At 64.2% G+C, this 22,663-nt stretch carries 21 protein-coding genes; 4 read left to right on the plus strand and 17 right to left on the minus strand.

All coding sequences use genetic code 11. From position 1 onward, the window contains the following. The first annotated feature begins 26 nt into the window (after window positions 1-26). From AC1DKV_RS01975 to AC1DKV_RS01990, 4 genes are all read left to right on the plus strand, one after another. Window positions 27-1,151: a glycosyltransferase gene (locus AC1DKV_RS01975; RefSeq protein WP_441613264.1), complete on the plus strand. Its 1,125-nt coding sequence runs from the start codon at window positions 27-29 to the stop codon at window positions 1,149-1,151. Beyond that, window positions 1,151-2,401, plus strand: a complete 1,251-nt coding sequence (locus AC1DKV_RS01980; protein WP_441613265.1) for a lipopolysaccharide biosynthesis protein — start codon at window positions 1,151-1,153, stop codon at window positions 2,399-2,401. The genes AC1DKV_RS01975 and AC1DKV_RS01980 overlap by 1 nt, the downstream gene beginning before the upstream one ends. After that, the gene (locus AC1DKV_RS01985; protein ID WP_441613266.1) at window positions 2,398-3,507 is read left to right on the plus strand and encodes a glycosyltransferase family 4 protein; all 1,110 of its coding nucleotides are present in this window, start codon (window positions 2,398-2,400) and stop codon (window positions 3,505-3,507) included. Before AC1DKV_RS01980 ends, AC1DKV_RS01985 begins: the two co-directional genes overlap by 4 nt. Window positions 3,508-3,617: 110 nt before the next feature. Continuing rightward, on the plus strand, window positions 3,618-4,466 hold the full coding sequence (locus AC1DKV_RS01990) for a Wzz/FepE/Etk N-terminal domain-containing protein (RefSeq protein ID WP_441613267.1): 849 nt from the start codon (window positions 3,618-3,620) through the stop codon (window positions 4,464-4,466). A gap of 99 nt (window positions 4,467-4,565) precedes the next feature. Here the strand turns inward: AC1DKV_RS01990 and AC1DKV_RS01995 are convergent, their stop codons facing one another. The 17 genes from AC1DKV_RS01995 to pseB all read right to left on the minus strand — a co-directional run bounded on the left by AC1DKV_RS01995 (window position 4,566) and on the right by pseB (window position 22,660). Continuing rightward, window positions 4,566-5,234, minus strand: coding sequence for a class I SAM-dependent methyltransferase (locus AC1DKV_RS01995; RefSeq protein WP_441613268.1), 669 nt, complete (start codon window positions 5,232-5,234; stop codon window positions 4,566-4,568). A gap of 248 nt (window positions 5,235-5,482) precedes the next feature. Continuing rightward, window positions 5,483-6,613: an acyltransferase family protein gene (locus tag AC1DKV_RS02000; RefSeq protein ID WP_441613269.1), complete on the minus strand. Its 1,131-nt coding sequence runs from the start codon at window positions 6,611-6,613 to the stop codon at window positions 5,483-5,485. 33 nt (window positions 6,614-6,646) lie between these two features. After that, window positions 6,647-7,240 (minus strand): sugar transferase, encoded by a 594-nt coding sequence (locus tag AC1DKV_RS02005; RefSeq protein WP_441613324.1) that lies wholly within the window; start codon window positions 7,238-7,240, stop codon window positions 6,647-6,649. A gap of 2 nt (window positions 7,241-7,242) precedes the next feature. Further along, window positions 7,243-8,397: a DegT/DnrJ/EryC1/StrS family aminotransferase gene (locus tag AC1DKV_RS02010; protein WP_441613270.1), complete on the minus strand. Its 1,155-nt coding sequence runs from the start codon at window positions 8,395-8,397 to the stop codon at window positions 7,243-7,245. Between the two features lie 86 nt (window positions 8,398-8,483). Then, entirely contained in the window at window positions 8,484-9,128 is a 645-nt protein-coding gene (locus AC1DKV_RS02015; RefSeq protein ID WP_441613271.1) for an acyltransferase, read from the minus strand. A gap of 9 nt (window positions 9,129-9,137) precedes the next feature. Next, on the minus strand, window positions 9,138-10,373 hold the full coding sequence (locus AC1DKV_RS02020; RefSeq protein WP_441613272.1) for a glycosyltransferase family 4 protein: 1,236 nt from the start codon (window positions 10,371-10,373) through the stop codon (window positions 9,138-9,140). Continuing rightward, entirely contained in the window at window positions 10,370-11,599 is a 1,230-nt protein-coding gene (locus tag AC1DKV_RS02025; protein WP_441613273.1) for a hypothetical protein, read from the minus strand. Before AC1DKV_RS02025 ends, AC1DKV_RS02020 begins: the two co-directional genes overlap by 4 nt. A 142-nt stretch (window positions 11,600-11,741) precedes the next feature. Further along, complete coding sequence (locus AC1DKV_RS02030; protein WP_441649656.1) at window positions 11,742-12,917, minus strand: lipopolysaccharide biosynthesis protein; 1,176 nt, start codon at window positions 12,915-12,917, stop codon at window positions 11,742-11,744. 324 nt (window positions 12,918-13,241) lie between these two features. After that, on the minus strand, window positions 13,242-14,801 hold the full coding sequence (locus AC1DKV_RS02035) for a hypothetical protein (protein ID WP_441613275.1): 1,560 nt from the start codon (window positions 14,799-14,801) through the stop codon (window positions 13,242-13,244). A 58-nt stretch (window positions 14,802-14,859) separates the two neighbouring features. Continuing rightward, the gene (gene pseI, locus AC1DKV_RS02040; protein WP_441613276.1) at window positions 14,860-15,909 is read right to left on the minus strand and encodes a pseudaminic acid synthase; all 1,050 of its coding nucleotides are present in this window, start codon (window positions 15,907-15,909) and stop codon (window positions 14,860-14,862) included. Next, window positions 15,906-16,472, minus strand: coding sequence for a UDP-4-amino-4,6-dideoxy-N-acetyl-beta-L-altrosamine N-acetyltransferase (gene pseH / locus AC1DKV_RS02045; protein ID WP_441613277.1), 567 nt, complete (start codon window positions 16,470-16,472; stop codon window positions 15,906-15,908). The genes pseI and pseH overlap by 4 nt, the downstream gene beginning before the upstream one ends. Next, window positions 16,465-17,553 (minus strand): UDP-2,4-diacetamido-2,4,6-trideoxy-beta-L-altropyranose hydrolase, encoded by a 1,089-nt coding sequence (gene pseG / locus AC1DKV_RS02050; protein WP_441613278.1) that lies wholly within the window; start codon window positions 17,551-17,553, stop codon window positions 16,465-16,467. Before pseG ends, pseH begins: the two co-directional genes overlap by 8 nt. Window positions 17,554-17,558: 5 nt before the next feature. Beyond that, window positions 17,559-18,848 (minus strand): aminotransferase class III-fold pyridoxal phosphate-dependent enzyme, encoded by a 1,290-nt coding sequence (locus AC1DKV_RS02055; RefSeq protein ID WP_441613279.1) that lies wholly within the window; start codon window positions 18,846-18,848, stop codon window positions 17,559-17,561. A 5-nt stretch (window positions 18,849-18,853) separates the two neighbouring features. Next, window positions 18,854-19,624, minus strand: coding sequence for a cytidylyltransferase domain-containing protein (locus AC1DKV_RS02060; RefSeq protein ID WP_441613280.1), 771 nt, complete (start codon window positions 19,622-19,624; stop codon window positions 18,854-18,856). After that, complete coding sequence (locus AC1DKV_RS02065) at window positions 19,621-20,517, minus strand: aldo/keto reductase (protein WP_441613281.1); 897 nt, start codon at window positions 20,515-20,517, stop codon at window positions 19,621-19,623. Before AC1DKV_RS02065 ends, AC1DKV_RS02060 begins: the two co-directional genes overlap by 4 nt. Next, window positions 20,514-21,662: a UDP-4-amino-4,6-dideoxy-N-acetyl-beta-L-altrosamine transaminase gene (pseC, locus tag AC1DKV_RS02070; protein WP_441613282.1), complete on the minus strand. Its 1,149-nt coding sequence runs from the start codon at window positions 21,660-21,662 to the stop codon at window positions 20,514-20,516. Before pseC ends, AC1DKV_RS02065 begins: the two co-directional genes overlap by 4 nt. Beyond that, window positions 21,659-22,660: a UDP-N-acetylglucosamine 4,6-dehydratase (inverting) gene (gene pseB, locus AC1DKV_RS02075; RefSeq protein WP_441613284.1), complete on the minus strand. Its 1,002-nt coding sequence runs from the start codon at window positions 22,658-22,660 to the stop codon at window positions 21,659-21,661. Before pseB ends, pseC begins: the two co-directional genes overlap by 4 nt. Between the last annotated feature and the right edge of the window lie 3 nt (window positions 22,661-22,663).

A 22,663-nucleotide genomic window follows, 5' to 3' on the forward strand; every position in this document is an offset into this window, starting at 1 on the left:
TCCGTCCCGGCCATCCTCCCCCCCCAATGCGCATCCTGCTGCTTAGCACCGGCCTCAGGATCGGCGGCGCCGAACAGCAGGTAGCCGCGCTCGCGCGGCAGTTCATCGCGCTCGGCCACGCCGTGGCCGTAGTCAGCCTCGCGCCCGGGCGCGAGGTCGACCTGCCCGAAGCGGCAACGCTGTTCTGCGTGGACATGCGCAAGACACCGTGGTCGATGGCACGCGCGCTGTGGCGCGTGCGCGGCTTCGTGCGCGACTGGCGGCCGGATGTCATCCACGCGCACATGATCCATGCCAATGTGTTCGCGCGGGTGTTGACGCGGGTTTCGCGCACGCCGCCCGTGGTCTGCACCGCGCACAGCTATCGCGAAGGCGGCCGGCTGCGCATGCTCGCGTACCGGCTGACCGACCGCTGGGCCACGCTCACCACCCACGTCAGTGCCGACGGCCGGCAAGGCATGATCGATGCCGGCGCGGTGCCGCCCGGTCGCATCGTCGTGGTGCCGAACGGCATCGACATCGAGCGCTTCCGCCCCCAGCCCGGGCTGCGGCAGGCTACGCGCAGCGCCCTCGGCGTGCCGCCGGGCACGGCACTTGTGCTCAATGTCGGCCGGCTGGTGCCGGAGAAGGCACAGGACCTGCTCCTGGATGCGTTCAGCCGCCTCGAAGACAATGCGCAGGCGAGCCCGCGGCTCATGATTGCCGGCGACGGTCCGGCCCGCGCGGCGCTGGCCGATGACATCGGCCGGCGCGGCCTGGCCGAGCGCGCATCGCTGCTCGGCATGCGCCGCGATATCCCCGCGCTACTGAACGCTGCCGACCTCTTCGTCCTGTCTTCGCAGATCGAAGGCATGCCGCTGGCGATTGCCGAAGCGCTGGCATGCGGATGCCCGGTCGTCTCCACCGATGCGCCAGGCGTCGCCGACATGCTCGGCGATGCGGGGCAGGTCGTACCGCGGGGCGACGCCGCCGCGCTGGCAGCCGCGATCCGCACCGCGCTGGCCGCCGGCACCGGCTCCCCCGCGGCACAAGCCGCGCGCCGCCAGCGCATCGCCGCGCGCTTCGGCATCGAAGCCGTTGCCCGCCAATGGCTGGCCTGCTACGCCAGGCTCGCCACCGCCGGCGCCGCAAGCTGCGCGGAGCCCGCCTGATGCGGCGCCGCGTCGCCGGGAACCTGCTCTGGATGCTGGCCGAACGCGGCATCCAGGTCGCCGCCGGCATCGGCATCGTCGCCATGCTTGCGCGCGCGCTGGGCCCAGAGGGCTTCGCCCACTTCCAGTACGCGCAGGCCGTCGTGCTGATCGCCGCCTCGGTGGCGCTCATCTGCGGCGGCGAAGTCATTGTGCCCCGCCTGGTCGCCACCACCCTGCCGCAGGCCCAGCACCGCCTGCTCGCGCACGCCTTCTCGCTGCGCCTCGGCGGCGCCATCCTTGGCTACCTGCTGATGTGCGGTTACCTGCTGCTGCAACATCCGGCACAGGAGACCTGGACCGCTGCCCTGCTGCTCGGCATCGCCATCCTGCTACGCGAGCCGTTCGGCATCGTGGTGGCCTGGATGCAGGCGCACACCAATAACCGGCCCAACACGCTGTTCAGCCTGGCATCGCTGGCCGTCAAGGCCGGCCTCGTGGCAGCCCTGTTCGTCGCGGGCAAGCACAGCGTGCCCTTGTATGCCGGCGCCTTCGCAATCGAAGCCGTCATCATGGCCTGCCTGCTGGCAATCCACTACTACACGCACGCACAGCGCGGCAGCGTGCAGTACGACTACCGCGTCACGCGCGAGCTGATGAGCAGCGGCGCGCTGTTCTGGGTCAGCTTCATGCTGATGATGGGCGCGCGCCGGATCGACCAGCTCGTGCTGCAGCCCGCGGTGCCGCTCGCCGACTTCGGCGCATACGCGGCCTGCATGCAGATACTGGACAACTACACGGTCGTGGCCACCATCCTGGCGGCAGGCGTCGCGCCGATGTATGTGTACGGCAAGGCCGAGCTGGCAATCGCGCGTGCGAACATTGCCCGCATTGTGCTGGGCATGACGGCGACCGGCCTGTGCGGCGCAATCCTGATCGCCGTCGGCGCACCTTGGATCGTGCAACTCCTGTACGGTCACGCGTTCGCGCCCACCGCGTCGCTGCTGCGCGCCGCGGCCGTCTCCTCCACGCTCATCTTCGCCGACGTGGGCCTGACCCTGTTGCCGGTCTACCTGCGCCGGCCGGATTGGATCGCCATCAAGTGGGCGGGCGTGCTTGGCGTCACGCTCGTGTTCGACCTGGCCACCGTGCCCACCTATGGCGCCTGGGGCGCGGTCGGCGGCTATACGGTTGGCAACGCCATCGCGGTTGCCTTTGGCGTGTTCCTCTGGTGGCGCAGCAGGAAGGCGCCGGCGCTGGCAACGACATGACATCACTTCCGACGATCTGCTTCCTGACCGGCACGCTCAATGCCTTTGCCGGCGCAGAGCGGATGACCGCGGTCATCGCCAACGCGCTCGCCGAGCGCGGCTATCCGGTCAGCATACTGAGCCTGTGGGACGAGCGCAGTTGCTTCACGCTCCATCCCGCCGTCAGGCACCACGCCCTGTTCGCGCAGCGGCCCTCATTCAAGCGGGCCTACTTCTCAACGGTGCTCGGCATCCGGCGCTTTGTCACGCAACAGGGCATCGACGTACTGATCGAAGTCGACACCATGCTGACCTTGTTCACACTGCCGGCGACGCTGGGGCTGAACGTACGCAGGATTGCGTGGGAGCATTGTCATTTCGATGAAGATCTCGGGAAGCGCGCGCGACGGATTGCGCGGCGGCTCGCCGCCCGGACCTGCGAAGCGGTGGTGGTATTGACGGAGCGCGACAAGCGGCGGTGGCAGACTGCCTTGACGCCGCGCAGCCGCATCGAGGTCATTTCCAACCCATTGCCGTTCCCGTTCCCCGAGATGCCCGCCAGCCGGGAGTCGAAGACGGTCCTCGCGGTCGGCCGCCTCGTGCGCGCCAAGGGCTTCGATGTCCTGCTGAACGCCTGGGCGCGGGTAGCAGCTGGCCACCCCGACTGGCGACTCGAGATCATCGGCGAAGGTGAAGAGCGTGAAGCGCTCGAAGCACTGGCCGGCGAGTTGGATATCGCCGGCTCGGTCAGCATGCCGGGAACGCGCGCGGACATGGAATCGTGCTACCGGAGCGCGGCGATCTTCTGCCTGAGTTCGCGCTATGAGGGCTTCGGACTGGTGTTGCTGGAGGCGATGGCGTTCGGGTTGCCCGTGGTGTCGACCGATTGCGAGACAGGACCGAGGGAACTGGTACGGGATGGGGAGAACGGGCTGGTTGCGCACCCCGAGAATTCTGGATCGTTAGGAGAAAAACTCTCACTACTGATGGGCGACGTATCTCTGCAAGAGTCGCTTGCCCGAGAAGCCAGACAGTTTGCCACCCCCTTCGGGGTCGACACGATCTCCAAAAACTGGCAGTCACTGCTTGCCATGGCGGGGCGCACATCCCGAATCAGCACCGTCTAGCAAGCTTGCACCAACAAAAGTAGGAAATGCGCATCAAATCAGGGCGTTGTTGTGATCCGCGTTACAATCAATGACTCATACGTACAAAGCTTCTTAGGCTTGTCCCCCCCATGCCGTTGACACCAGAAAACTCGCCCGAGAACCTCTCATCGAAAGCATTGCAACTGTTTTTTGCGAAATCAGCAAAGCTCCTGCTAGCAACCACCGTCATTGGTGTTGCCGGCGCGATCGGATATTCCTTCTTCCAGCCACCTCAGTGGACTGCCAAGATGACTGTCCAGATCGGCCAAGTGACGACTCCCAGTTCGGGCGGGAGCAATATCAGCAAGCTCATCGAGGCACAGCTGACGGCATCCGACCGTTATAACCTGCCAAGCTTTCGCCTGGACGTGCTCAAGAACATGGGTTTGCCCGCACCGGATGCCAATTCCCCGGAATCGGCGCTGCTGTTTGATTCGCTGCGCTCAGCGCCAGCGAAAAGCATCGACCTGATCAACGTCCAGGTCTCCGGATATTCCCGCGAGCAGGCCATTCGTGCGCTTGATGTCTCATTCAAGACGCTGTCCGCGGAACATGAGAAGGTATACGCACCTGCAGTGGAGCGTATGAAAGCCGATCTCGCCAACTCGTTGACAAAGCTTGCCGTAGCGGAACAGGACTATCAGCGTACCTACACGGCGTTGAAGTCAAGCGAGAGCCGAACGACCACGCAAGATCTTTTCACTACCAATATCCTAGCCGTCGTCAGCGCGCGGGTTTTGGCCCTGGGGCAGCAAAAGATACAACTAGAAGACGGCCTTGCGACCCTGAGGACCTACCCGACACGGGTGCTGGGCGAATACTACGCTCCCCAGCGTCCCTCCTCGCCCGGTAAGTTGCTGTACGCGGTAGCCGGTGCGGCCATCGGGCTGATGGCCGGCCTCTTGATCGCGCTGGCGCGCAATTCGCGTCGTTCGTAGGCGTTACTCCGACGCGAGCCCCATAGCAGAATAGAGCCCGGGGCGTGGCCATGGATCCGCCCGTTGTGGGCCAGATGGCCTCGGCCCGGCGGCGGCCATCTAGATCCGCTGATATCCTCCGCTCGTCTGCTTGTGGATCACCTGCGCCGAGAGCCGTTCCTGCGGATCCGAGGAATAACGGTTGTCAGTGTGATTGAAGCAGGACGACTCCACCAGTTGGAAATGTGGAAACGCCGTGAACAGTCGGCTGTAGTCCAGCTTGTACGAGGTAATCCCGGCGCGGTGCGCATAGGGCCGCGCGGTCGGCACGTCCGGCATGAAATCCGTGATGCCGATCCAGCCGCCGTCGCGCAGGCAACGATCTGCCTCCGCCACGACGCGTGTGATGTGCTCGCGGTCAACCAGGTAAAGACAAAATCCAAACAGGATGAAGTCGAGGGAATGGTCGGCAAAATCCAGCCGGTCGGCAGTCCCGACGCGCAGGTCCAGATGGGGAAACAGTTGCTGGCCCTTGCCGACTGCGTCGGCCGAAGGGTCAATGCCGACGCCGCGGCACCGAGTCTCCTGGCAGATCGCTGCAAGATTGACGCCCGTCGAACTTCCGACTTCCAGCACCAGATCATCTGGCTTGATGTACTTGCTGTAGAGCACCGCGGCCGCGCTCAATTCGTCGGCCGAGCGTTTGTCTGAATAGAACGCGCGGTTGCGCTGGAAGTAGCGGTCACCTTCCCCGCCTGTCGAAAAAATTTCGCTCTGTCTTGCAGCCATTGAGGAATGCTCCGGTGTGGTCATGCGAAGGCCGATCGAAGGGGTTGCCGGGAGGCTATGCGCCCAGCGCAACACCCATGTCTTTTATAGCAGACATGTTACAGGCCTGACAAATGAGCGTACCAGAACAATGCAAAGCGTGGAAGGGCTCGCGGGTTCACCAGAATGCAACCGCCCAGGAAGAATCAGCCGGCAAGGTCCGCCGTGCGTTGCGCGGAGAACATTTTCCGGTGACGATCGACAGGCGACTAGCGTTGCGCCTGGGTTCGCCAGGAGAAGAACAATGACACGAGCAGCGCGCGGTTCTCAACAACCCGCGAGACGGCTATAGAGAGAAGGCTGACGCCGAGGATAGCAATGACCGAGGCCAGGACACTGCGGCCGATCGAATCTTGCACATGCGGTTGCAGGACGCCGAACGCAAAAAGAAGAAGCGGTGCGTGAATGATATACAAGGTGTAGGAGTACCTGGCCGCCTTGCGAGCAAAGGCGCGAACCCGGATACGGCCCTGCAGCATCAATGCAAGCAGCGCAAAGACACCAAAACCTATGGCAATGTTGAATCGCGCTATGGTGATCAGCTGGTCCGCGACAGGATCGTGAGCATAGCTTGCCCACAGGAAACGCAGCCCGAACCATAGCGCCGCCGCAAAGAAAACCGCCACCGCACACCACCACAACTTTGCGCGACGCAAGAGCCCGTCGTCGTGCAGCACAGCAAGCAGGTACCCTGCCCACCATACAGGAAGGTAATAGAGGAATTGTTCGTTGTTCGCGCCATGCCAGATCACGGTGCCGATCAGCGGTAGTGCCAGCAGTTTCCACCATCCTCGCGGCACGGCAAGAAGCGCTGCCAGAACGTAGTACCAGACCTCGATGGAAAGGCTCCACAGAGGACCGTTGGCGTTCGGCGTGTCGGTAACAAAACCATTGAGCATCAGCGCCGAGCCAAGCAGTTGGGTGTTGTCGCTGATAAAGGCGGACCGGGCCAGCGCATGTCCGGGCGCCGGCAAGAATGCGTTGGTTCCGCTTGGAAACAGCAGCGGCGCAAGCTTGAACAGACAGAAGATGAGCAGCAGGGAAACCAACAGCGGCGGCCAGATCCGGATGATGCGATCGCCGAGATACCTCGCCAGCGAAAACGTGCCACCGTGCCGGGCCACATTGCCTGACACGGACTTGCCGATCAGGAAGCCGCTCAAAACAAAGAACACCATGACCGCGCTCTGGGCCAGCAGCCCCATTAGCGGGCTGAGTTTGTCGGACGCTGGCGCAACCAGGATCTGATTCGCGTGCCCGACGACCACGGCAAACGCCGACATCCCCCGCAGCGAGTCAAGCTGGTCGGATTCTGCACCAGTGAGGGGTCTGAACGTCATGTGATACCTAGGCTCCCGCTTGCTGTCCGTACATTACGTGAGCACAGCCACGACAGTGCGATAAATGATGCGCAGATCGAGCCAGAGCGACCGGTTCCGCACATACTCCACGCAGTACCGCAGCTTGGCCGGCATCACTTCCTCGACATAGGTGCGCTCCGGATCCGCGCTCTTGCCGAGCAGCGCATTCTCGTCCTTGTACTCGATCGAAGCCAGGTCGGTGATGCCCGGCCTTACGCTCAGCACGGTCTCGCGCACGTCGGCCGGGTACAGCGCTACATATTTGGGCACTTCCGGCCGCGGCCCGACCAGGCTCATCTCGCCGGTGAACACGTCGATCAGCTGGGCCAGTTCATCGAGCTTGTACTTGCGCAGGAATGCACCGCTGGCGGTGATGCGGCGATCCGCGCCGATCGTGATCAGCGGCCCCTTCCCCTCGCCCGACACGACCATGGTGCGGAACTTGTGGATGTGGAACGTACGCCCGTGCAGGCCCACGCGCTCCTGGCGGAAGAACACCGGGCCGGGCGACTCGCGCTTGATGGCGATGGCAATGGCGGCAAACACCGGCGCCATCACGAGCAGGCCGGCCGCGCTGGCGACCAGGTCGAAGAGCCTCTTGATCAGCATTAGTTGAACGCGCTCCGAACGGTCCGGACGACGCGCTCGACGTCTTCGTCGCGCATGCGCGTGTAGAGCGGCAGCGTGAGCGTGCGCTCATAGATGCGCTGGCTGACCGGGAACATCTCGGGCGTGAGCTTGTAGGTGTCGCGCCAGTACGGCTGCAGGTGCAGCGGGATGTAGTGGACGCTGCAGCCGATGCCCTGCTTGAACAGGTAGTCGATCAGCGCATCACGCGTGCGCGGCGCGCCTTCGGCGAGCTGGATCACATAGAGGTGCCAGGAATGGATGTCGCCTTCGGCTGCGTGCGGAGGCAGGACCAGCGGCAGGTCGGACAGTGCTTCGTCATAGCGGGCGGCGATCGCGGCACGGCGCTTGTGGAATGCGTCCGCCTTCTTGAGCTGATGGATGCCGATCGCGGAAGCGACGTCGGTCATGTTGTACTTGAAGCCGGGCGCCACGATCTCGTAGTACCAGCTCGGCGCGGTCGACACGAAGCGGTCGAACGCGTCGCGGCTGATGCCGTGCAGGCGCATGACCTTGGCACGCTTGGCGATCTCCGGGTCGCGCGTGACCACCATGCCGCCTTCGCCGGTGGTGATCGTCTTGTTGGCGTAGAAGCTGAATACGGTGGCGTCGGTGTCGAGCGTGCCAACCAGCTTGCCGCCGCTGGTCGCGGGCAGCGAGTGCGCCGCGTCTTCCACCACGCGCAGGCCATGCTTCTTCGCGATCGCGATGATCTTCCCCATGTCCGCCGCGCGGCCGCCGAAGTGCACCGGCATGATGGCGCGCGTGCGCGGAGTGATGGCCCGCTCGATCGCGTCCGCGTCGATGCACAGCGTTTCGGCGCTGACATCGACGAACACCGGGTGGGCACCCAGGTAGCGGATGACCTCGGCCGTGGCCGTGAAGGTATGGGTGGTCGTGATGACTTCGTCGCCGGGGCCGACGCCCACGGCTTCCAGCGCGAGGTGCAGGCCGGCCGTGGCCGAGTTCACGGCGATGGATTCCACGCCGCCGCCCAGGAACGCCGAGAAATCGCTCTCGAACTGCTTGGTCTTCGGCCCCGTGGTCACCCAGCCGGAGCGCAGCGTTGCCACGACTTCAGCGATCTCTTCTTCGCCGATCTCCGGCTGTGCGAATGGAAGGAAATTAGTGTTCATGGTAAAGCCATCCCTTGGCTTGATTGCATCGAAAATGGGCCGCGCGCCGACCCGCCGGACAGCGCCGTGAGGCAGCGCGGCAGCGCTTATGATCCGGCGCCAGGCTGGGCCGCGCGGTGCAGCTCCGCCAGCCTGTCGGGGTCGAAATAGGTGTCGTCGAGCCCGCCGTTGCGGACGAACTCGAGATCGTATTTTTCCGTGGTGCCGACGATGCGGCCAGGATTGCCGACCACCACGGAGTGATCCGGAATCTCGCCCCGTACCACGCTCCCGGCGCCGATGACGCAGCCCTTGCCTATCTTCGTGCCCGGCAGAATAATCGCGCCGCTCCCGACAAATGTAAAGGCTCCGATCACCACCGGCGACTGGATGAAACCGGCGCGCTGCGGGGTCGGCGTGGAGATGAAGTGCCTGCCCAGCAAGCGAATCGACACGTGGCTGCTGTGCGACAACACGGCGTTGAGCGAGCTGATCTGCACGCCCTCCCCTATCTCCACGCCGCCGCTGGCGTCGATCAGGCAATGTGGCCCGATCCAGCAGTGGTCGCCGATGACCAGGTCGCGCTCCGACAGGATCTTGGCGCTGGAGCTGACCCGCGTGAAACGCAGGAACCTGCCGTCTCGCCGGGAAAAATATCCGTAGACCATGAACGGGCGCAACAACATGCCCAGGAAATTCAGCACGGCCGATATCGCGTAGCCGGCAGGAGAGAGATAGAGCCTACGGAACATGGCGTTTCCTCAACGCAGCGTTTCGGTAAAGCGCACGAACGCGTCGTGCTGCACATACTGGTCGAAGCGCGGAGCCAGCGCGGCGGAGTTGGCCTTGCAGGCGTCGAGCAGCTTGCGGTCCGCCACCAGGGCCTCGATGGCCGCGGCCAGCGAGTCGGCATCGCCGGGCGTGTACTGCCGCCCGAGTTGCTGGCCGGCGATCAGGCGCTGGATCTCGCGCTCGAGCGAATTCACGGTGGCCACCCCGGCCGCCAGGTAATCGTAGAACTTGATCGGCATCGACACAGTCGAATGCGCCAGGTACGTGCTCAGCCCGATATCGCAATACTTGTACATCAGGTTGAGGTCGTTCGGGTCGAGCCGGCCCAGGTAGACCACGTTGCCACCGGGCTCGGCGCAGGCGGATTCGAGCAAGCCGCGCTGCGGGCCGTCACCGGCAAACAGGAACTTGACCGGCTTGCCGCGCAACCGCTCAGAGCGGGCCGCCTTCAGGATCGACTCCATGTCATAGCCCGCGCCGAGCGTGCCGGCGTAGATCACCCAGACTTCGTCCGGCTTCTTCTGCTCGAGACCGAGCTTGCGCAGGACACCGCCGTTCTCCTCGGCCATGGCGTTGCGCATCTGCGCGACGTCCACGCCCCAGTATGAGACATCGGACGGCACCGACGGCGCCGAGCGCACGCCCACGTCGCGGTAGTCCTCGGACACGCCGACGATGCCGTCGCACGCGCGCAGGATCGCCGCCCGCCGCATGTAGAGTGGCGCCAGCAGCAGACGCTCGAACGGCCGCAGCGGCTTGGGCAGGATCATGGCGAACACTTCCGGCCAGATGTCGATGATGTCCGCCACCAGCCTGGCACCGATGCTGCGCGCCATGTCGACCACGTACTTGCCGTAGAAGATCGAAGGTTCCGCCAGGACGATCAGGTCGGCCTTGTCCTGGGGATTGGCCTTCACCCGCTGCGCAACGTTCCTGGCGAAGTTGCGCTCGCTGCGGATGCGCGCCATCGAGACGTGGCTGCTGTACGGGGTGGTCGGCACGATACGGACGTTGACGCCGGTCTCCAGCCGCTGCTCGCTGTAGCCCTCGCTGCGGAATTTCTTGGAGCGGTGCTCGAAGTTCGAGAGCCACCAGGTCACCTCGTGCCCGGCACGCGCGTAGGCTTCCGCCAGCATGGAACTGCGGTATTCGCGCCAGGCTTCGCCAGGCAAGCTTCCGTAGGGATTGACAATCCAGACTTTCATTTGATGAATTTTGCAATCAAGTAAATAAGGCCGAACTGGAACATGACGAAGGGAAACATCATCACGTCTGCCACAAAGAGAATCGGGCTGGCCAGCAGCACGCACATCAACGCGGTCAGGCACCCGAGAGACAGTATCGACGGCACGCTGCGATACCAGCTCTGGCACAAAGCGGCGAGCATGCCGAGCGCCGCGCCCGTCAGAATCAGCATAACCCATCCGCCCTGCAGGTACAGTGCGCCAGGCAACGAGGGAAATGCGCCTGCGAGGAACCAATCGGTATCCGGAGCCTGGATGATATGCAGCTTTGCAGCCAGACCCAGGGCCGTGATAAAGACTACCGTCGCAAAATTGTTCTCATGCCCATAGTCGGCAATCGCGACTGTAGTTGCGAAACTATGCGAAAAGTAGGAAACCGACATCACCAACAGGTTAAGCAGGCTGGTGATGGGATTCCGCGGATCCAGATCTTCCAGCCAGGCGTTGGGAAGCAAGCCCAGGTCCTGGATAACCCCGCTGGAATAGTCCGTTATCGATATTCCAGCTGCATCCGCACGCTGGAGGAAAATGAACACGAAATACAAACCGCTGACGAATATGAGCACCAGCATCAAACTCAGCGATCTCCGGCTGATCGTGCGACCGGCGGGCATGCCCTTGCCGGCCAGGATCCGCGCGGCAATATAAAACAGCAGCGTCAGGATCAGCGTGGATCGCCCCCCAGTCAGCATGGTGTTCGCAAAGGCAAGAAGGCCCGCGAATGCTCCGTAGGCGAACATTCTCCTGCCAAGGTCGGCCCGCGGGAACATGACGATCGCTACGATGTAGCACGAACTCAGGAGATACCCGAGCGCGCTCGCCGGCGATGAGATCGCCCCCTCGCGCTCCGCTCCGAGTTCCCGCCATTGCTCCCGCGCCACGGCCAGGCCGGCCGAGTAATCGATACCCTGAACCACAATCTTGTCGTAGGCAAGCGCCGCGGTGCCCAAGGCCGAAAGGGCCAGGGCGAACAGAACCAGCCGGCTGTCGACACCCCACTCCCGGGCAGCAGCCGGGCCGACCGGCCAGCGTTCCACCATCAGATAGCTGAAGACCACCGTCAGCACGAAGGACATCTGGATCATCAATCCCACGAGCACGGACTCCCCCATTGGCCGCACAGGCAGGATCACCTGCAGCAGCCAATAGAAGATCCAGGCAACAAGGAAGCTCTTCAGGATTTTCACAACAAACTCACCGACAAGACATTACTTGTAAGAAATGGGGCGTAGCACGTGCACGGGCGACATTCCCTCATCGAAGGCAGTGGCTGCGCGCCGATGACCGCGACAGAAGAAGCACATGCGACTAAAGCCGGCACGCCCGAAATCACTTGGCACCTCCGATCCTCAATGCAGCGAAACCAAAGACGAACGACAGGCACGAGAGCATGAACGTCAGCAATGACAGTTTGAACAGCATCGAAAGTGAAGCAGTATAGCGGGTCGCAATAAACCAGAGAAAAATCGCACCAAACAGGACCGCACCCTGACTTATGAATAACAGGCGTGTTTTTCTCGAAATGATCAGATAATTCGACCAAAAATCGGAAGCACGGAGCGCCGCCGCAGCAAGGAACAGCGGTATATAACTTATCACCTCGATGTACTGCGGGTAATATGCCTCGATACCCCACTTAATGATATAAAAGCCGGGCACGGCGCACGCCGCCAAGATCCCGAACATGCCAAGCGACACCCTGCGAGTCTGCGCAAGCACCGCCCCGGGCCCATCATGGTAGATGCGCGCCGCGAGTCCGGGAAACAGGTTTGCATTGATGGTCGCCTGAAAAGTGGATGCCATCGAAAGCAACGTCCAGCCGAATGCAAACTGCGCAAAAACCCGCTTGTCCAATGCGTCGACTGCCAACCAGCGATCAATATTCTGAATCAGAAAGGCGAGAATCACACTGACAAGCAATCCACTCGCCACCCGCCATTCCGAGCGGCGCAGATGGCGAACGGCCAGCATTGGCAACAGACGGAACTTCTGCCGGAACCTCGCCGCGGCCTGCACCGAAGCAATTGCCACTACAACGGCAGTGAGCCCCAGTTCCGCCGCCAGGACCGCCTCTGCGCTATCCCACATCAACGCGGCGCAGAAACCCGCTATCGAGACGAGGCAGCTGCGGCCGAACAATGTGACGGCAAACTCGACTTGCCGCAAACGGCTCTTGCTTTCCGTAGAGATCACGCCAAACAGCTGATTACTCAAACCATGGAGCGTCGCAAGGGCCAACAACATCCCGGCGCCTCCCGCGAGAGAGACGCCCGTCCAACTCAGAGCAATGAGCGGGATGGCCGAAGCGATGGTAACGAGCGAGACTTTCCCCATCAGCACCATGCCGCGGGTGACACGACCAGCGGCGAACAATCGCGGCATGTCCCTTTGCATCAGCAAATAGAGGCCGAACGCATTGACCATGCCGAGCGAAGCGGAAATCAGCAAACCGATGCTGAGAACGCCAAACTGCTCCACATCGAGCACTTTGGCGTACGCGAACATGCGACACATCATCAATACGGCCGCAAATCCGTTCAGGCACGTGGTTCCGAGATTTCGCTTATGGCTCATGAGATGTCACGATATTGACTCCCTCGCAGGCAACCAGGGCCATACTTAGATCGGGCAGGTAATGCTCCCCAAGACGACTCAGCCGTACTGGGGCACTCCGAAACAGTCCCAGGGAAATTCGCCGGGTTCGCCGTGAATTACTCTTCGCTGCTGCCACACTTCCATTTATCCCTCCGCCGGTAACCCGGCCAAGGAGCATATGAAAATGCGAAACCAACGCATCTCGCATACTTTCCGCGGTAGCTCCGGCCGGGCTTATCTATCGCCGATCGGCATGCGCTCGCGGATCGCGTCCAGGTAGCGGAACACGCCGCGGCGATGCACCGCACGGTAGTTCTGCGGAATCGGCTTCTGCGCTTCGCGCAATTCCTCCCAGCGCCGCTCGTGCAGCAGTTTGAGAACACGGTCCTCGCCGATGGTATCCGATGCGACTTGCGCATCGTCCGCCTCGATGCGGCGGGTGCGCAGCAGGCGCTCGAGCCGCGTGGCGTCCGGTTCCGGATTGTACGCATACTGCGTGGTCGTCCTGGCGCGGATGTCGTCCACGTACTGGTTGAAGCGGAAATTGAACGTGTAGGCAAAGCGCAGAACCTGCCGCGCGATCTCGTCCGGCGTCTGCTGCCCGACCATGGCCAGATTGGGCGCATCTTCAGGACCATAGAGCTGGATCTGGAAGCCGGCGGTCTGGTAGATCGAAGTGCCGAGCGCGATGACCTGCTTGCCCAGCGCGCCGGCCTCGAAGGCGGCGCTGCCGCCGTTGACCACCACGGCATCGGCCTGGGCGATCAGGCCGAGGGTGTTCGCCCGCTCCTTGCTGCCGATGATATGCACGCCGCGCCGCTGCGCCCACTCGGTGTACATGCGCTCGGCAAGGCCGCCGTCCCGCAGGCCGATCTTCTCGCCCCAGTTCGGGTGGCAGCGCAAGATGCAGCTGGCCGGATCCACTTCGAGATGGTCGAACAGGAAATCCAGCGCGGCGATCTGGTTGGGCCATTTGGTGCGCCAGTCGGGATGCCCGTCGAACTCGTTCAGGCTGCTGGGTGTGATCAGCAGCTTCAGGCCCTTGCGTTGCGCCGGCCATGCGAGGTCTTCGGCATTCCGGTTGTAGGCGCGCCACTCCAGCGTATTGGTGCGCAGGAAGCGGGCCGCGAGCAGCGAAGCCACGACGCGCGCCTGCGGCTCGGTGAGCGGCTTGTCCTTGTACGCGGCAACCACGCGGCCCACTTCGTCGAGCGCCAGGCAATTCTGGTCAGGGATCAGCAGGAGCCCGTCGCCGAACCAGGTGCGTTCCACCGAGATGAACGGAATGCCCTTGGCCTTGGCGGCTTCCAGCAACGCGCGCGGCCCTTCCATGCGGCCGTTGAAGCAGATGATCCCGTCGAGCTTGCGCTCCTCGATCCAGCGGCAGGCCGCGGCGAAGGCTTCGGCCGAGCCGGTGGCGAGCCGCTGGTGCAGCGCGTGGAATTCCCCGGTCTGCTTGTCGGACTGGCTTTCGGTACGCAAGATGGTGCAAGCACCCGAAAAACCCCACTGCTGGGCGGGCGCCGCGGCTGCCGCGGCACCCGCGGGATCACGATAACGGCGCATCGAATCGACCCCGGGTGCAAACGAGCGAATCCCGCCCATCGTGCATTTCAGGCATTCCTTGGCCGCGCTGGAATCGTCGCGCAGCTCGCGCGTGTAGCACTCCGACAGCGCGCTGTCGCAACTGAGGTAGAACACCTCGTGCCCGCGCGCCTGCATCATCGACGAGAGAAAGTAGACGTGCTCGACGTGCGGGCGATAAGCGTAAATTGTGGCGAAACCGAGACGCATATAGTAATAGTTATGGGGCCAAACGAGACAGGCTCGGCAAGACAGGGAAGGACCGGGCTCAGGCGAGCAGGTCCCATGCAAGCGGCGTCCCGCGGCTGATGTCCCGCTTCACGGCACGGCCGAGCACCTGGTCGAGGTGCCGCGGCGCGAGGCCGAAGCCCGGGCGGATGGCACGCACGCTGGACACATCGAGTACGTCGCCGGCCTTGAGATCGCGCGTGATGTAGAGCGAGCGGCGGAACACCAGCGATTTCTGCTCCGCTTCGGTGGGGCCGTAGCTGACGCCGCCAAGGGCTTGCCACGCACGGCGCGTTTCCACCACCAGCGACTTGAATTCGGCAGGCTCGAGCGAGAACGTCGAATCCACGCCGCCGTCGGCGCGATCCAGCGTGAAGTGCTTCTCGATCACGGCTGCGCCCATGGCGATGCTCGCCACCGACACGCCCACGCCCATGGTGTGGTCCGACAGTCCCACCTCGCAGCCGAACAGCTCCCGCATATGGGGAATCGTGCGGATATTCGTATTCTCCGGCGAGGCCGGATAGGTGCTGGTGCACTTCAGCAGGATCAGTTCCTTGCAGCCCGCCTCGCGCGCCGCGCGCACGCTCAGGTCGAGCTCGGCGATGCTGGCCATGCCGATGGAGATGATCATCGGCTTGCCGGTCCGCGCCACCTTGCGGATCAGCGGAATGTCGGTGTTCTCGAACGATGCGATCTTGTAGACGGCGGCATCGAGCCCTTCGAGGAAATCGACCGCGCTGTCGTCGAACGGCGTGCTGAACGGAATCATGCCGTGCCCGCGCGCGCGCTCGAAGATGGCCTTGTGCCATTCCCACGGCGTATGCGCCTCGTGGTACAGCTCATAGAGGGACTTGCCCTTCCACAGGCTCTTGGGATCCGAGATGAAGAACTCGCGCTCCCGGATATCCAGCGTCATGGTGTCGGCCGTGTAGGTCTGGATCTTCAGCGCATGCGCGCCGGACGCAGCCGCGGCATCGACGATTTCCAGTGCGCGGTCGAGCGACTGGTTATGGTTGCCGGACATTTCCGCGATCAGGAATGGCTCGTGCTCGCGGCCGATGAGGCGTCCGCCGATATTGATCGTCATTTCGATGCTCCTTCGGGCGAGAAACACAGCGCGCGCAGCGTCTGCCGGTCACTCTCCCATTGATTGCTGAATTTGGCGAAGCAGAGGATGTCCTCGCGCCGGCCTTGTTTCACGTAGTGCTCGACGAGGTGGCCCTCTTCCCGGAAGCCGAGCTTGCGATGCAGGCCCACCGAACCCTGGTTGAAGGCGAACGCCTCCGAGGCCAGCTTGTACATGCCCAGCGTGTCGAACGCATGGGCCAGCGACAGATAGCCGAGCGCCGAGCCGGTGCCTTTCGGCAGGTTCTGCTCGCCCAGGTAGAAGCCCCAGGTGCAGCGCTGGTGTTCGCGGCTGATGCCGGTAAACGAGCTGAACCCGACCGGCACGCCTTGCAGCGCGAACACCATGAACGATGCGCTCGGATGCTGCAGCGCCGAGGCGAACCAGCGCTCATGCTCCTCGGGCCTGATCAGGTGGTCCGTGTACATATTGCTGCGCACCGGCTCGCTGTTGCGCCAGGCCAGCAAGATATCCTTGTCGCCCGGACGGATCGGGCGCAGCTCGCAGTCCTCGAATCTATGCATGGGGCATGCCTTCGCAGATCAGGTCGGCCGCGGTCTTGGGATGGCGCCCGGCCAGTTCGCGGCTGCGGCGGGACAAGCCCATGCGGGCGGCCGCATCCGCGCTCAGTGCCGCCACCGCCTGGCCGACGGCTTCCGGCGTGACTGACGCGACGTCGCCCAGGCTGACGATGTAGCCTGCCGCCGCCAGGTCGCCGGCCGATTTGCGCTGGTTGTCGGCCAGCACGATGGCGATCGTCGGCAGGCCGAGCAAACAGCGCTCCCAGGTGGCGGAGCCGCAGGCGCCGATAGCCAAGTCTGCCCGTGCCATCAGCTCGGCCATATTGTCCACCTGCACATGCAAGTGCGTGTTCGGCATGCTGCCACACAGGGCCCGAACCTGTTCGCGGTGCGGAGCGGCCGCGCCCAGCACCACATCGATGGCGACACCATCGCGCGCGGCGTCTTGCAGGCCGAGCAGCGCGGTGCCGGTGGCGTTGTCCTGGTCCATCCCGCCCATGAAGAGCAGGATGCGCCTGACGGGGCCTTCCTCGCGGTGCAGCGCGCTGGCCGCGGCGGTGAATTCCGGCCGCAGCAGGGCGTAGCCGGGGCCCAGCAGGCAGGTGCAGTGCGGCGGCACCAGCGCGGCGTAGCGCTGGTCCATGTCGCTGTAGTAATTCTGGTCGAGCAGGAGGTCGCAATCGTGGCGCCGGTCGGCGACGTCATCGATGGCCATGATGCGCGGCGCATGGCTGCGCATCGCCTGCTCCCAGCGCCAGTCGATGCCATAGTGGTCAACCACCAGCCAGTCGGGCGACCAGCCCGCCAGGGCCGCGGCGCTTTGCTCGAGATCCGTTTCCCAGGCGACGCCCAGCCACGCGCTGTGGGCCAGGTCGCCGGCCGGCGCCGCCAGCGTTGCCGGAGGCAGCACATGGCATGCGTAGCCGCGCTGTTCGAGCAGTGCTTGCGCGCCGCCCTGGTGCGCACGGCTGACGAAACGCACTTCGGCCCCGCGCGCGCGCAGGACATCGGCAAGCGTCAGGCAACGCATGGCGTGGCCCGACCCGATCTGCACGGAAGCGTCGGCGCGAATCGCAACCTTCATGGCAATCAGCGCACCTTGAACAGCGGCTCGAGCGGAGCGCACTTCAGCATCTGCTCGATGCCGCCATCGCGCACTGCCTGGACCAGCATCGGCAGGGTATGGTCGTAGGCGGAGAACAGCTTGGCGATGTCCGCGTCGGTATGCTTGTAGCCAATGTTGTGCGTGCCGAAGGTGAGGACGCCCTGGGCCAGCATCTCCTGCATGAACAGGGTCTTGAGGTGCCACATCGGGTAGCGCGCAGTGTCCTTGATCAGCAGGAAGCTCCAGCTCGGATGCCCGGAAACCGAGAGGAAATCGTCGGCGCCCAGCGCGGCGATGCGCTGGCGCAGGCCGTCGATCACGACCTGTCCCTGGCGGGCCAGGGTGGCGGTGACCGGCTCGCGCTCGAGCTTCTTCATGGTGGCAAGTGCTGCCGCCAGCGACAGCGTTTCGCCGCCGAACGTGAACGAGAAGAAGATCTCCTCCATCAACTGCATGACATCGGCGCGGCCCGCGACGGCGGAAACCGGGTAGCCATTGGCCAGGCCCTTGCCGAAGGTGGCCAGGTCGGGGGTCACGCCGAACAGCTGCTGGGCACCGCCGTTGGCATAGCGGAAACCCGTGATGGTTTCGTCGAACACCAGCAACGCGCCGTGCTTGTGCGCCAGTTCCTTGACTGCCTGCAGGAAACCCGGGGCCGGCTCGACCACGTTCATCGGCTCGAGGATGACGGCGGCAACCTGGTCCGGATGCGCCTTGAAGATGGCGTCGAGGCTGGCGATGTCGTTGTATGCCCAGGAATGCGACAGGTCGCGCGTGGCCTGCGGCACGCCGCGGTTGCGCGCGGTGGTGCCGATATACCAGTCCTGCCAGCCGTGATAGCCGCACACCGCCACGTGATCGCGGCCGGTGAAAGCGCGCGCCACGCGCACGGCGCCGGCGGTGGCGTCGGAACCGTTCTTGCCGAAGCGGACCTTCTCCGCGCAGGGGACCATCGACACCAGTTGCTCGGCGACTTCCATCTCGAGGCGGTGCGGCAGCGAGAAGATGATGCCGTCCTCCAGCTGGGCCTTGACCGCGGCGTCGACGTCAGGGTCGCTGTAGCCCAGCGTCAACGCGCACAGGCCACTGATCATGTCGACGTACTCGTTGCCGTCGACGTCCCACACGTGGCTGCCGCGGCCGCGTTCGATGAAATACGGCGAAACGCCGAACGGGTATTGCGTGCGGCTCTTGCTGAACGTCTGCGAGCCGAGCGGAATGGTGCGCAAGGCGCGCTCGAGCAAGGCTTCGGACTGTTGGTAGCGTTGCGACATGATGTTCAGACCCTTCGAGGTTGTTGGTCGTCTTGCACAAGAGATTTCAGGTAGCCCGCGTTGCGGACCTGGCCGGAGTTGATCTCCAGCAGCTCGGGCCGCCGCGCCATCAGTTGCAGCACGTCGGCCATCAGGAAGCCGGGGGTGTCACGGTACAGCGCCTCGTAGACCGCCTCGACGAATACCAGGTCGGCGGGCTCGTCCACGGTCCAGCGCAGCGACGACAGATCCTTTTCGCGCGTGAGGCCGCCCAGCCGGAAGCGCTCCGGATGCTGGTAGATGAAGGAGGTCACATGCTCGCGCTGCGAAGGCAGGCTGGCTTCGCGCCAGATCGTCTCGAGCACGCTGAAGCGGAACACCTCCACATCCAGCCCGTCGGGATAGGTGGGGGGCAAAACGTTGCTGGCGTAGTCGTAGCCGCCGTCGCGATAGAAATCGACAACCGCGTCGATCACTTCATGGTCGGTCAGCGGGCAGTCGGCGGTCAGCCGCACCACGTGCTCGGGCCGGATGTTCTTCACCGCCGAGTAGAAGCGGTCCAGCACATCGTCGAGGCTGCCGCGGAACACATCCACGCCGGCCTCGGCGCAGCAAGCAGCGAGCGCGTCGTCGGAGGGGCTGTCGCTGGTGACTACCATCAGCCGGTCGATGGTGCGGGCGCGCCGCAGGCGTTCGATCTGGCGCAGGATCATCGGCTCGCCGAGCAACGGCTTCAGGACCTTGCCCGGCAGGCGCGTCGAGCTCGTGCGCGCTTGCAGCAGTGCCATCACGGTCATTGGTGCTCCTTCTTCAGCGCGGGCCAGTTCGACGGCGTGACAGCCGCCGACGGCGCCATATTGCATTCTGCGAAATCAAGGGAGAGACAGGCCGCGCTACGCTCCCATGCCGCGGCGATCTGTTCGAGCTGACCCTGGTCGAGCACGCCGACCACGACGTGGTCGATCGCGCCTTGCTGGCGCAGGAACGCGAGGCTGCCTTCGAGCTGGCTCGCGCCAGCCTCCCTGCATATTGCCCGGAAGCGGTCAAAGCCAGGCGCCAGCGCTTGCAGGAATGCCGGCAGCTGCTCGGACAACAGGACTCCCTGGAGGAACGCCGAGCGCGTGTGGATCTCCACGCCGGCTGCCTTGAGGCGCGTCAGTTCGCCGGAGGCGGTGAAAGACTGGTCAAGGACATTGAGCGGCAACTGCATGGCGTCGATGCCGAAACGCTGCGTCGCGGCGCGCGCTTCTTCGACGCTGTAGACCGATACGCCAAGACGCTCGACCAGCCCTTGCGCCTTGAGCGCCTGCAGCGCGGTGTACAGGTCCTGCCCGCCCTCGCCCAGCAGGTCGCCGGCGTGATGCACCAGCAGGCCGTCCAGGCGACCGACGCCGAGATTGCGCAGGGAATCGTGCACGCCCTGCACCACGCGCCGGACCGCGGCAGCATCCGCCGCCGCCCCGCCGAGCGGCAGCGTCTTGGTATAGAGCCGGAAGGCGTGCGCCTCGCCGCCGCGGCGGCCCAGCACGCTTTCGCTCTGGCCGTATGCCGCTGCCGTATCCAGCACCGCCAGCCCAAGCTCGCGGGCGCGGCGCAGGATGCGTACCACCTCGTCTTCGGAGACCTGCCCCGCGGTATTCGTGATGCCGTAGGGCAACCCGAACTGCACGGTTCCCAGTGCCAGCTTCATGCAAGGATCCCGCGCAGGGTGGAGGTGACGTACTCTTGTTGCTGGTCGCTCAGCCCCGGGAACATCGGCAGGCTGATCGCGCCGGCGTAGTACGCCTCGGCCTTGGGAAAATCGCCCGGCTTGAAACCAAGCTCGCGGTAGTACGGCTGCGTATGGACCGGGATGTAGTGCACGTTGACGTGGATGCCGGCGGCCCGCAGCGCGTCGAACACGGCCTTGCGGCGCGTGGCGTCGTGCAGCACCACGGGGTACAGGTGCAGGCCGGACAGGCCGTCGGGATGCTGGAAGGGCACGGTCAGCGCCGCCCCGGCCAGCAGCTCGCCGTAGCGGTGCGCGATCTGGTGGCGCCGCGCCACGAAGGCGTCCAGGCGATGCATCTGGCTGACACCGAGCGCCGCCTGCATGTCGGTCATGCGGTAGTTGTAGCCCAGCGCGATCTGCTGGTAGTACCACGCGCCGTCGGCAGGCCCCGTCATCTCGGCCGGATCGCGCGTGATGCCGTGCGAACGCGCCTTGCGCATCGCCTCGGCCAGGTCGGCCCGGCGGGTCATGCACAGGCCGCCTTCGGCGGTCGTGATGACCTTGACCGGATGGAAGCTGAAGACGGTGATGTCGGCGTAGTCGCCACATCCGATCGGCTTGTCCAGGTAGCGCCCGCCGATGGCGTGGGAAGCATCCTCGATGATGGCGAAGCCATACTCGTCGCCCAGCGCGCGGATAGCCTTCATGTCGCAGGACTGGCCGGCGAAGGCGACAGGGATCACCACCTTGGGCAGGGCGTCGCGCGCCGCGGCCTCCTTGAGCTTGGCCGCGAGCGCATCGGCGCACATGTTATAGGTGCGCGCATCGATGTCGACGAAGTCGACACAGGCACCGCAGTAGCGCGCGCAGTTGGCCGACGCGACAAAGGTATTCGGCGTAGTCCAGACCGTGTCGCCGGGTCCCACGCCAAGCGCCATGCAGGCGATGTGCAAGGCGGAAGTCGCGCTGTTGACGGCGACCGCGTGCCCGCCGCCGACATAGGCCGCGACAGCAGCCTCGAAAGCCGGCACCGCCGGGCCCTGCGTCAGGAAATCGGACTTCAGGACGGCAACCACCGCCTCGATGTCGTCTGCCGAGATGTCTTGCCGGCCGTAGGGAATCATGCCATCGCCTTGGCGTTGAAGTCGCGGATTTCCTCCGGGGTGAGGAAATGCGGGTTGTTGCCGGAGTTGTACTCGAAGCCCTGGCTGACGCGCGTGCCCGTCTCGCCCAGCGCATTGACGGTGTAGTCGATGTCCGAGTGATGGAACTTGATGGTCGGGCGCAGGACATAGTGGTCCTTGAACTCGAGCGTCAGGTGGGAGTCGTCGGCCGGGCACATGATCTCGTGCAGCTTCTCGCCGGGGCGGATGCCGATCACGCGGGTGGCCACGCCAGGCGCAACCGCTTCGGCCAGGTCGGTAATGCGGATCGAAGGGATCTTCGGCACGAAGATCTCGCCGCCATGCATGCGCTCGAAATTCTTCAGCACGAAATCGACGCCGTCCTGCAGGCTGATCCAGAAGCGGGTCATGTCCGCGTGCGTGATCGGCAATTCCTTCTCGCCCTTGGCCAGCAGTTGCTCGAAGAACGGAACCACCGAGCCGCGCGAGCCAACCACGTTGCCGTAGCGCACCACCGCGAACGAGGTCTGGTTGGCACCGACCATATTGTTGGCCGCGACGAACAGCTTGTCCGACGCCAGCTTGGTCGCGCCGTAGAGGTTGATCGGGTTGGCGGCCTTGTCGGTCGACAGCGCGATCACCTTGTGGACGTTATTGGCGATCGCCGCGTTGATGACGTTCTCGGCGCCGTGGATATTGGTCTTGATGCACTCGAGCGGGTTGTATTCCGCGGCCGGCACCTGCTTGAGCGCGGCGGCGTGAATGACGTAGTCGATCCCGCGCATGGCCTGCGAGAGGCGCTCGCCATCGCGAACGTCACCGATGAAGTAGCGCATCGGCGGCGCGTCGATCTCCTGCTGCATCTCGAACTGCTTGAGTTCGTCGCGCGAATAAATCACCAGGCGCTTGGGCTTGTAGCGACCGAGAATGGTGCGCGCGTACTTCTTGCCAAACGAGCCCGTACCGCCCGTGATCAAAATAGACTTGTTATCAAACATTGC

This window comes from Cupriavidus sp. 05T41 (genome assembly GCF_056396525.1).

What these genes read in the sequence shown, in the direction of transcription:
- AC1DKV_RS01975 (WP_441613264.1), top strand. Translation starts at nt 27, where the DNA reads ATGCGCATCCTGCTGCTTAGCACCGGCCTCAGGATCGGCGGCGCCGAA.
- AC1DKV_RS01980 (WP_441613265.1), top strand. Translation starts at nt 1,151, where the DNA reads ATGCGGCGCCGCGTCGCCGGGAACCTGCTCTGGATGCTGGCCGAACGC.
- AC1DKV_RS01985 (WP_441613266.1), top strand. Translation starts at nt 2,398, where the DNA reads ATGACATCACTTCCGACGATCTGCTTCCTGACCGGCACGCTCAATGCC.
- AC1DKV_RS01990 (WP_441613267.1), top strand. Translation starts at nt 3,618, where the DNA reads ATGCCGTTGACACCAGAAAACTCGCCCGAGAACCTCTCATCGAAAGCA.
- AC1DKV_RS01995 (WP_441613268.1), bottom strand. Translation starts at nt 5,234, where the DNA reads ATGGCTGCAAGACAGAGCGAAATTTTTTCGACAGGCGGGGAAGGTGAC.
- AC1DKV_RS02000 (WP_441613269.1), bottom strand. Translation starts at nt 6,613, where the DNA reads ATGACGTTCAGACCCCTCACTGGTGCAGAATCCGACCAGCTTGACTCG.
- AC1DKV_RS02010 (WP_441613270.1), bottom strand. Translation starts at nt 8,397, where the DNA reads ATGAACACTAATTTCCTTCCATTCGCACAGCCGGAGATCGGCGAAGAA.
- AC1DKV_RS02015 (WP_441613271.1), bottom strand. Translation starts at nt 9,128, where the DNA reads ATGTTCCGTAGGCTCTATCTCTCTCCTGCCGGCTACGCGATATCGGCC.
- AC1DKV_RS02020 (WP_441613272.1), bottom strand. Translation starts at nt 10,373, where the DNA reads ATGAAAGTCTGGATTGTCAATCCCTACGGAAGCTTGCCTGGCGAAGCC.
- AC1DKV_RS02030 (WP_441649656.1), bottom strand. Translation starts at nt 12,917, where the DNA reads ATGTTCGCGTACGCCAAAGTGCTCGATGTGGAGCAGTTTGGCGTTCTC.
- AC1DKV_RS02035 (WP_441613275.1), bottom strand. Translation starts at nt 14,801, where the DNA reads ATGCGTCTCGGTTTCGCCACAATTTACGCTTATCGCCCGCACGTCGAG.
- pseI (WP_441613276.1), bottom strand. Translation starts at nt 15,909, where the DNA reads ATGACGATCAATATCGGCGGACGCCTCATCGGCCGCGAGCACGAGCCA.
- pseH (WP_441613277.1), bottom strand. Translation starts at nt 16,472, where the DNA reads ATGCATAGATTCGAGGACTGCGAGCTGCGCCCGATCCGTCCGGGCGAC.
- pseG (WP_441613278.1), bottom strand. Translation starts at nt 17,553, where the DNA reads ATGAAGGTTGCGATTCGCGCCGACGCTTCCGTGCAGATCGGGTCGGGC.
- AC1DKV_RS02055 (WP_441613279.1), bottom strand. Translation starts at nt 18,848, where the DNA reads ATGTCGCAACGCTACCAACAGTCCGAAGCCTTGCTCGAGCGCGCCTTG.
- AC1DKV_RS02060 (WP_441613280.1), bottom strand. Translation starts at nt 19,624, where the DNA reads ATGACCGTGATGGCACTGCTGCAAGCGCGCACGAGCTCGACGCGCCTG.
- AC1DKV_RS02065 (WP_441613281.1), bottom strand. Translation starts at nt 20,517, where the DNA reads ATGAAGCTGGCACTGGGAACCGTGCAGTTCGGGTTGCCCTACGGCATC.
- pseC (WP_441613282.1), bottom strand. Translation starts at nt 21,662, where the DNA reads ATGATTCCCTACGGCCGGCAAGACATCTCGGCAGACGACATCGAGGCG.
- pseB (WP_441613284.1), bottom strand. Translation starts at nt 22,660, where the DNA reads ATGTTTGATAACAAGTCTATTTTGATCACGGGCGGTACGGGCTCGTTT.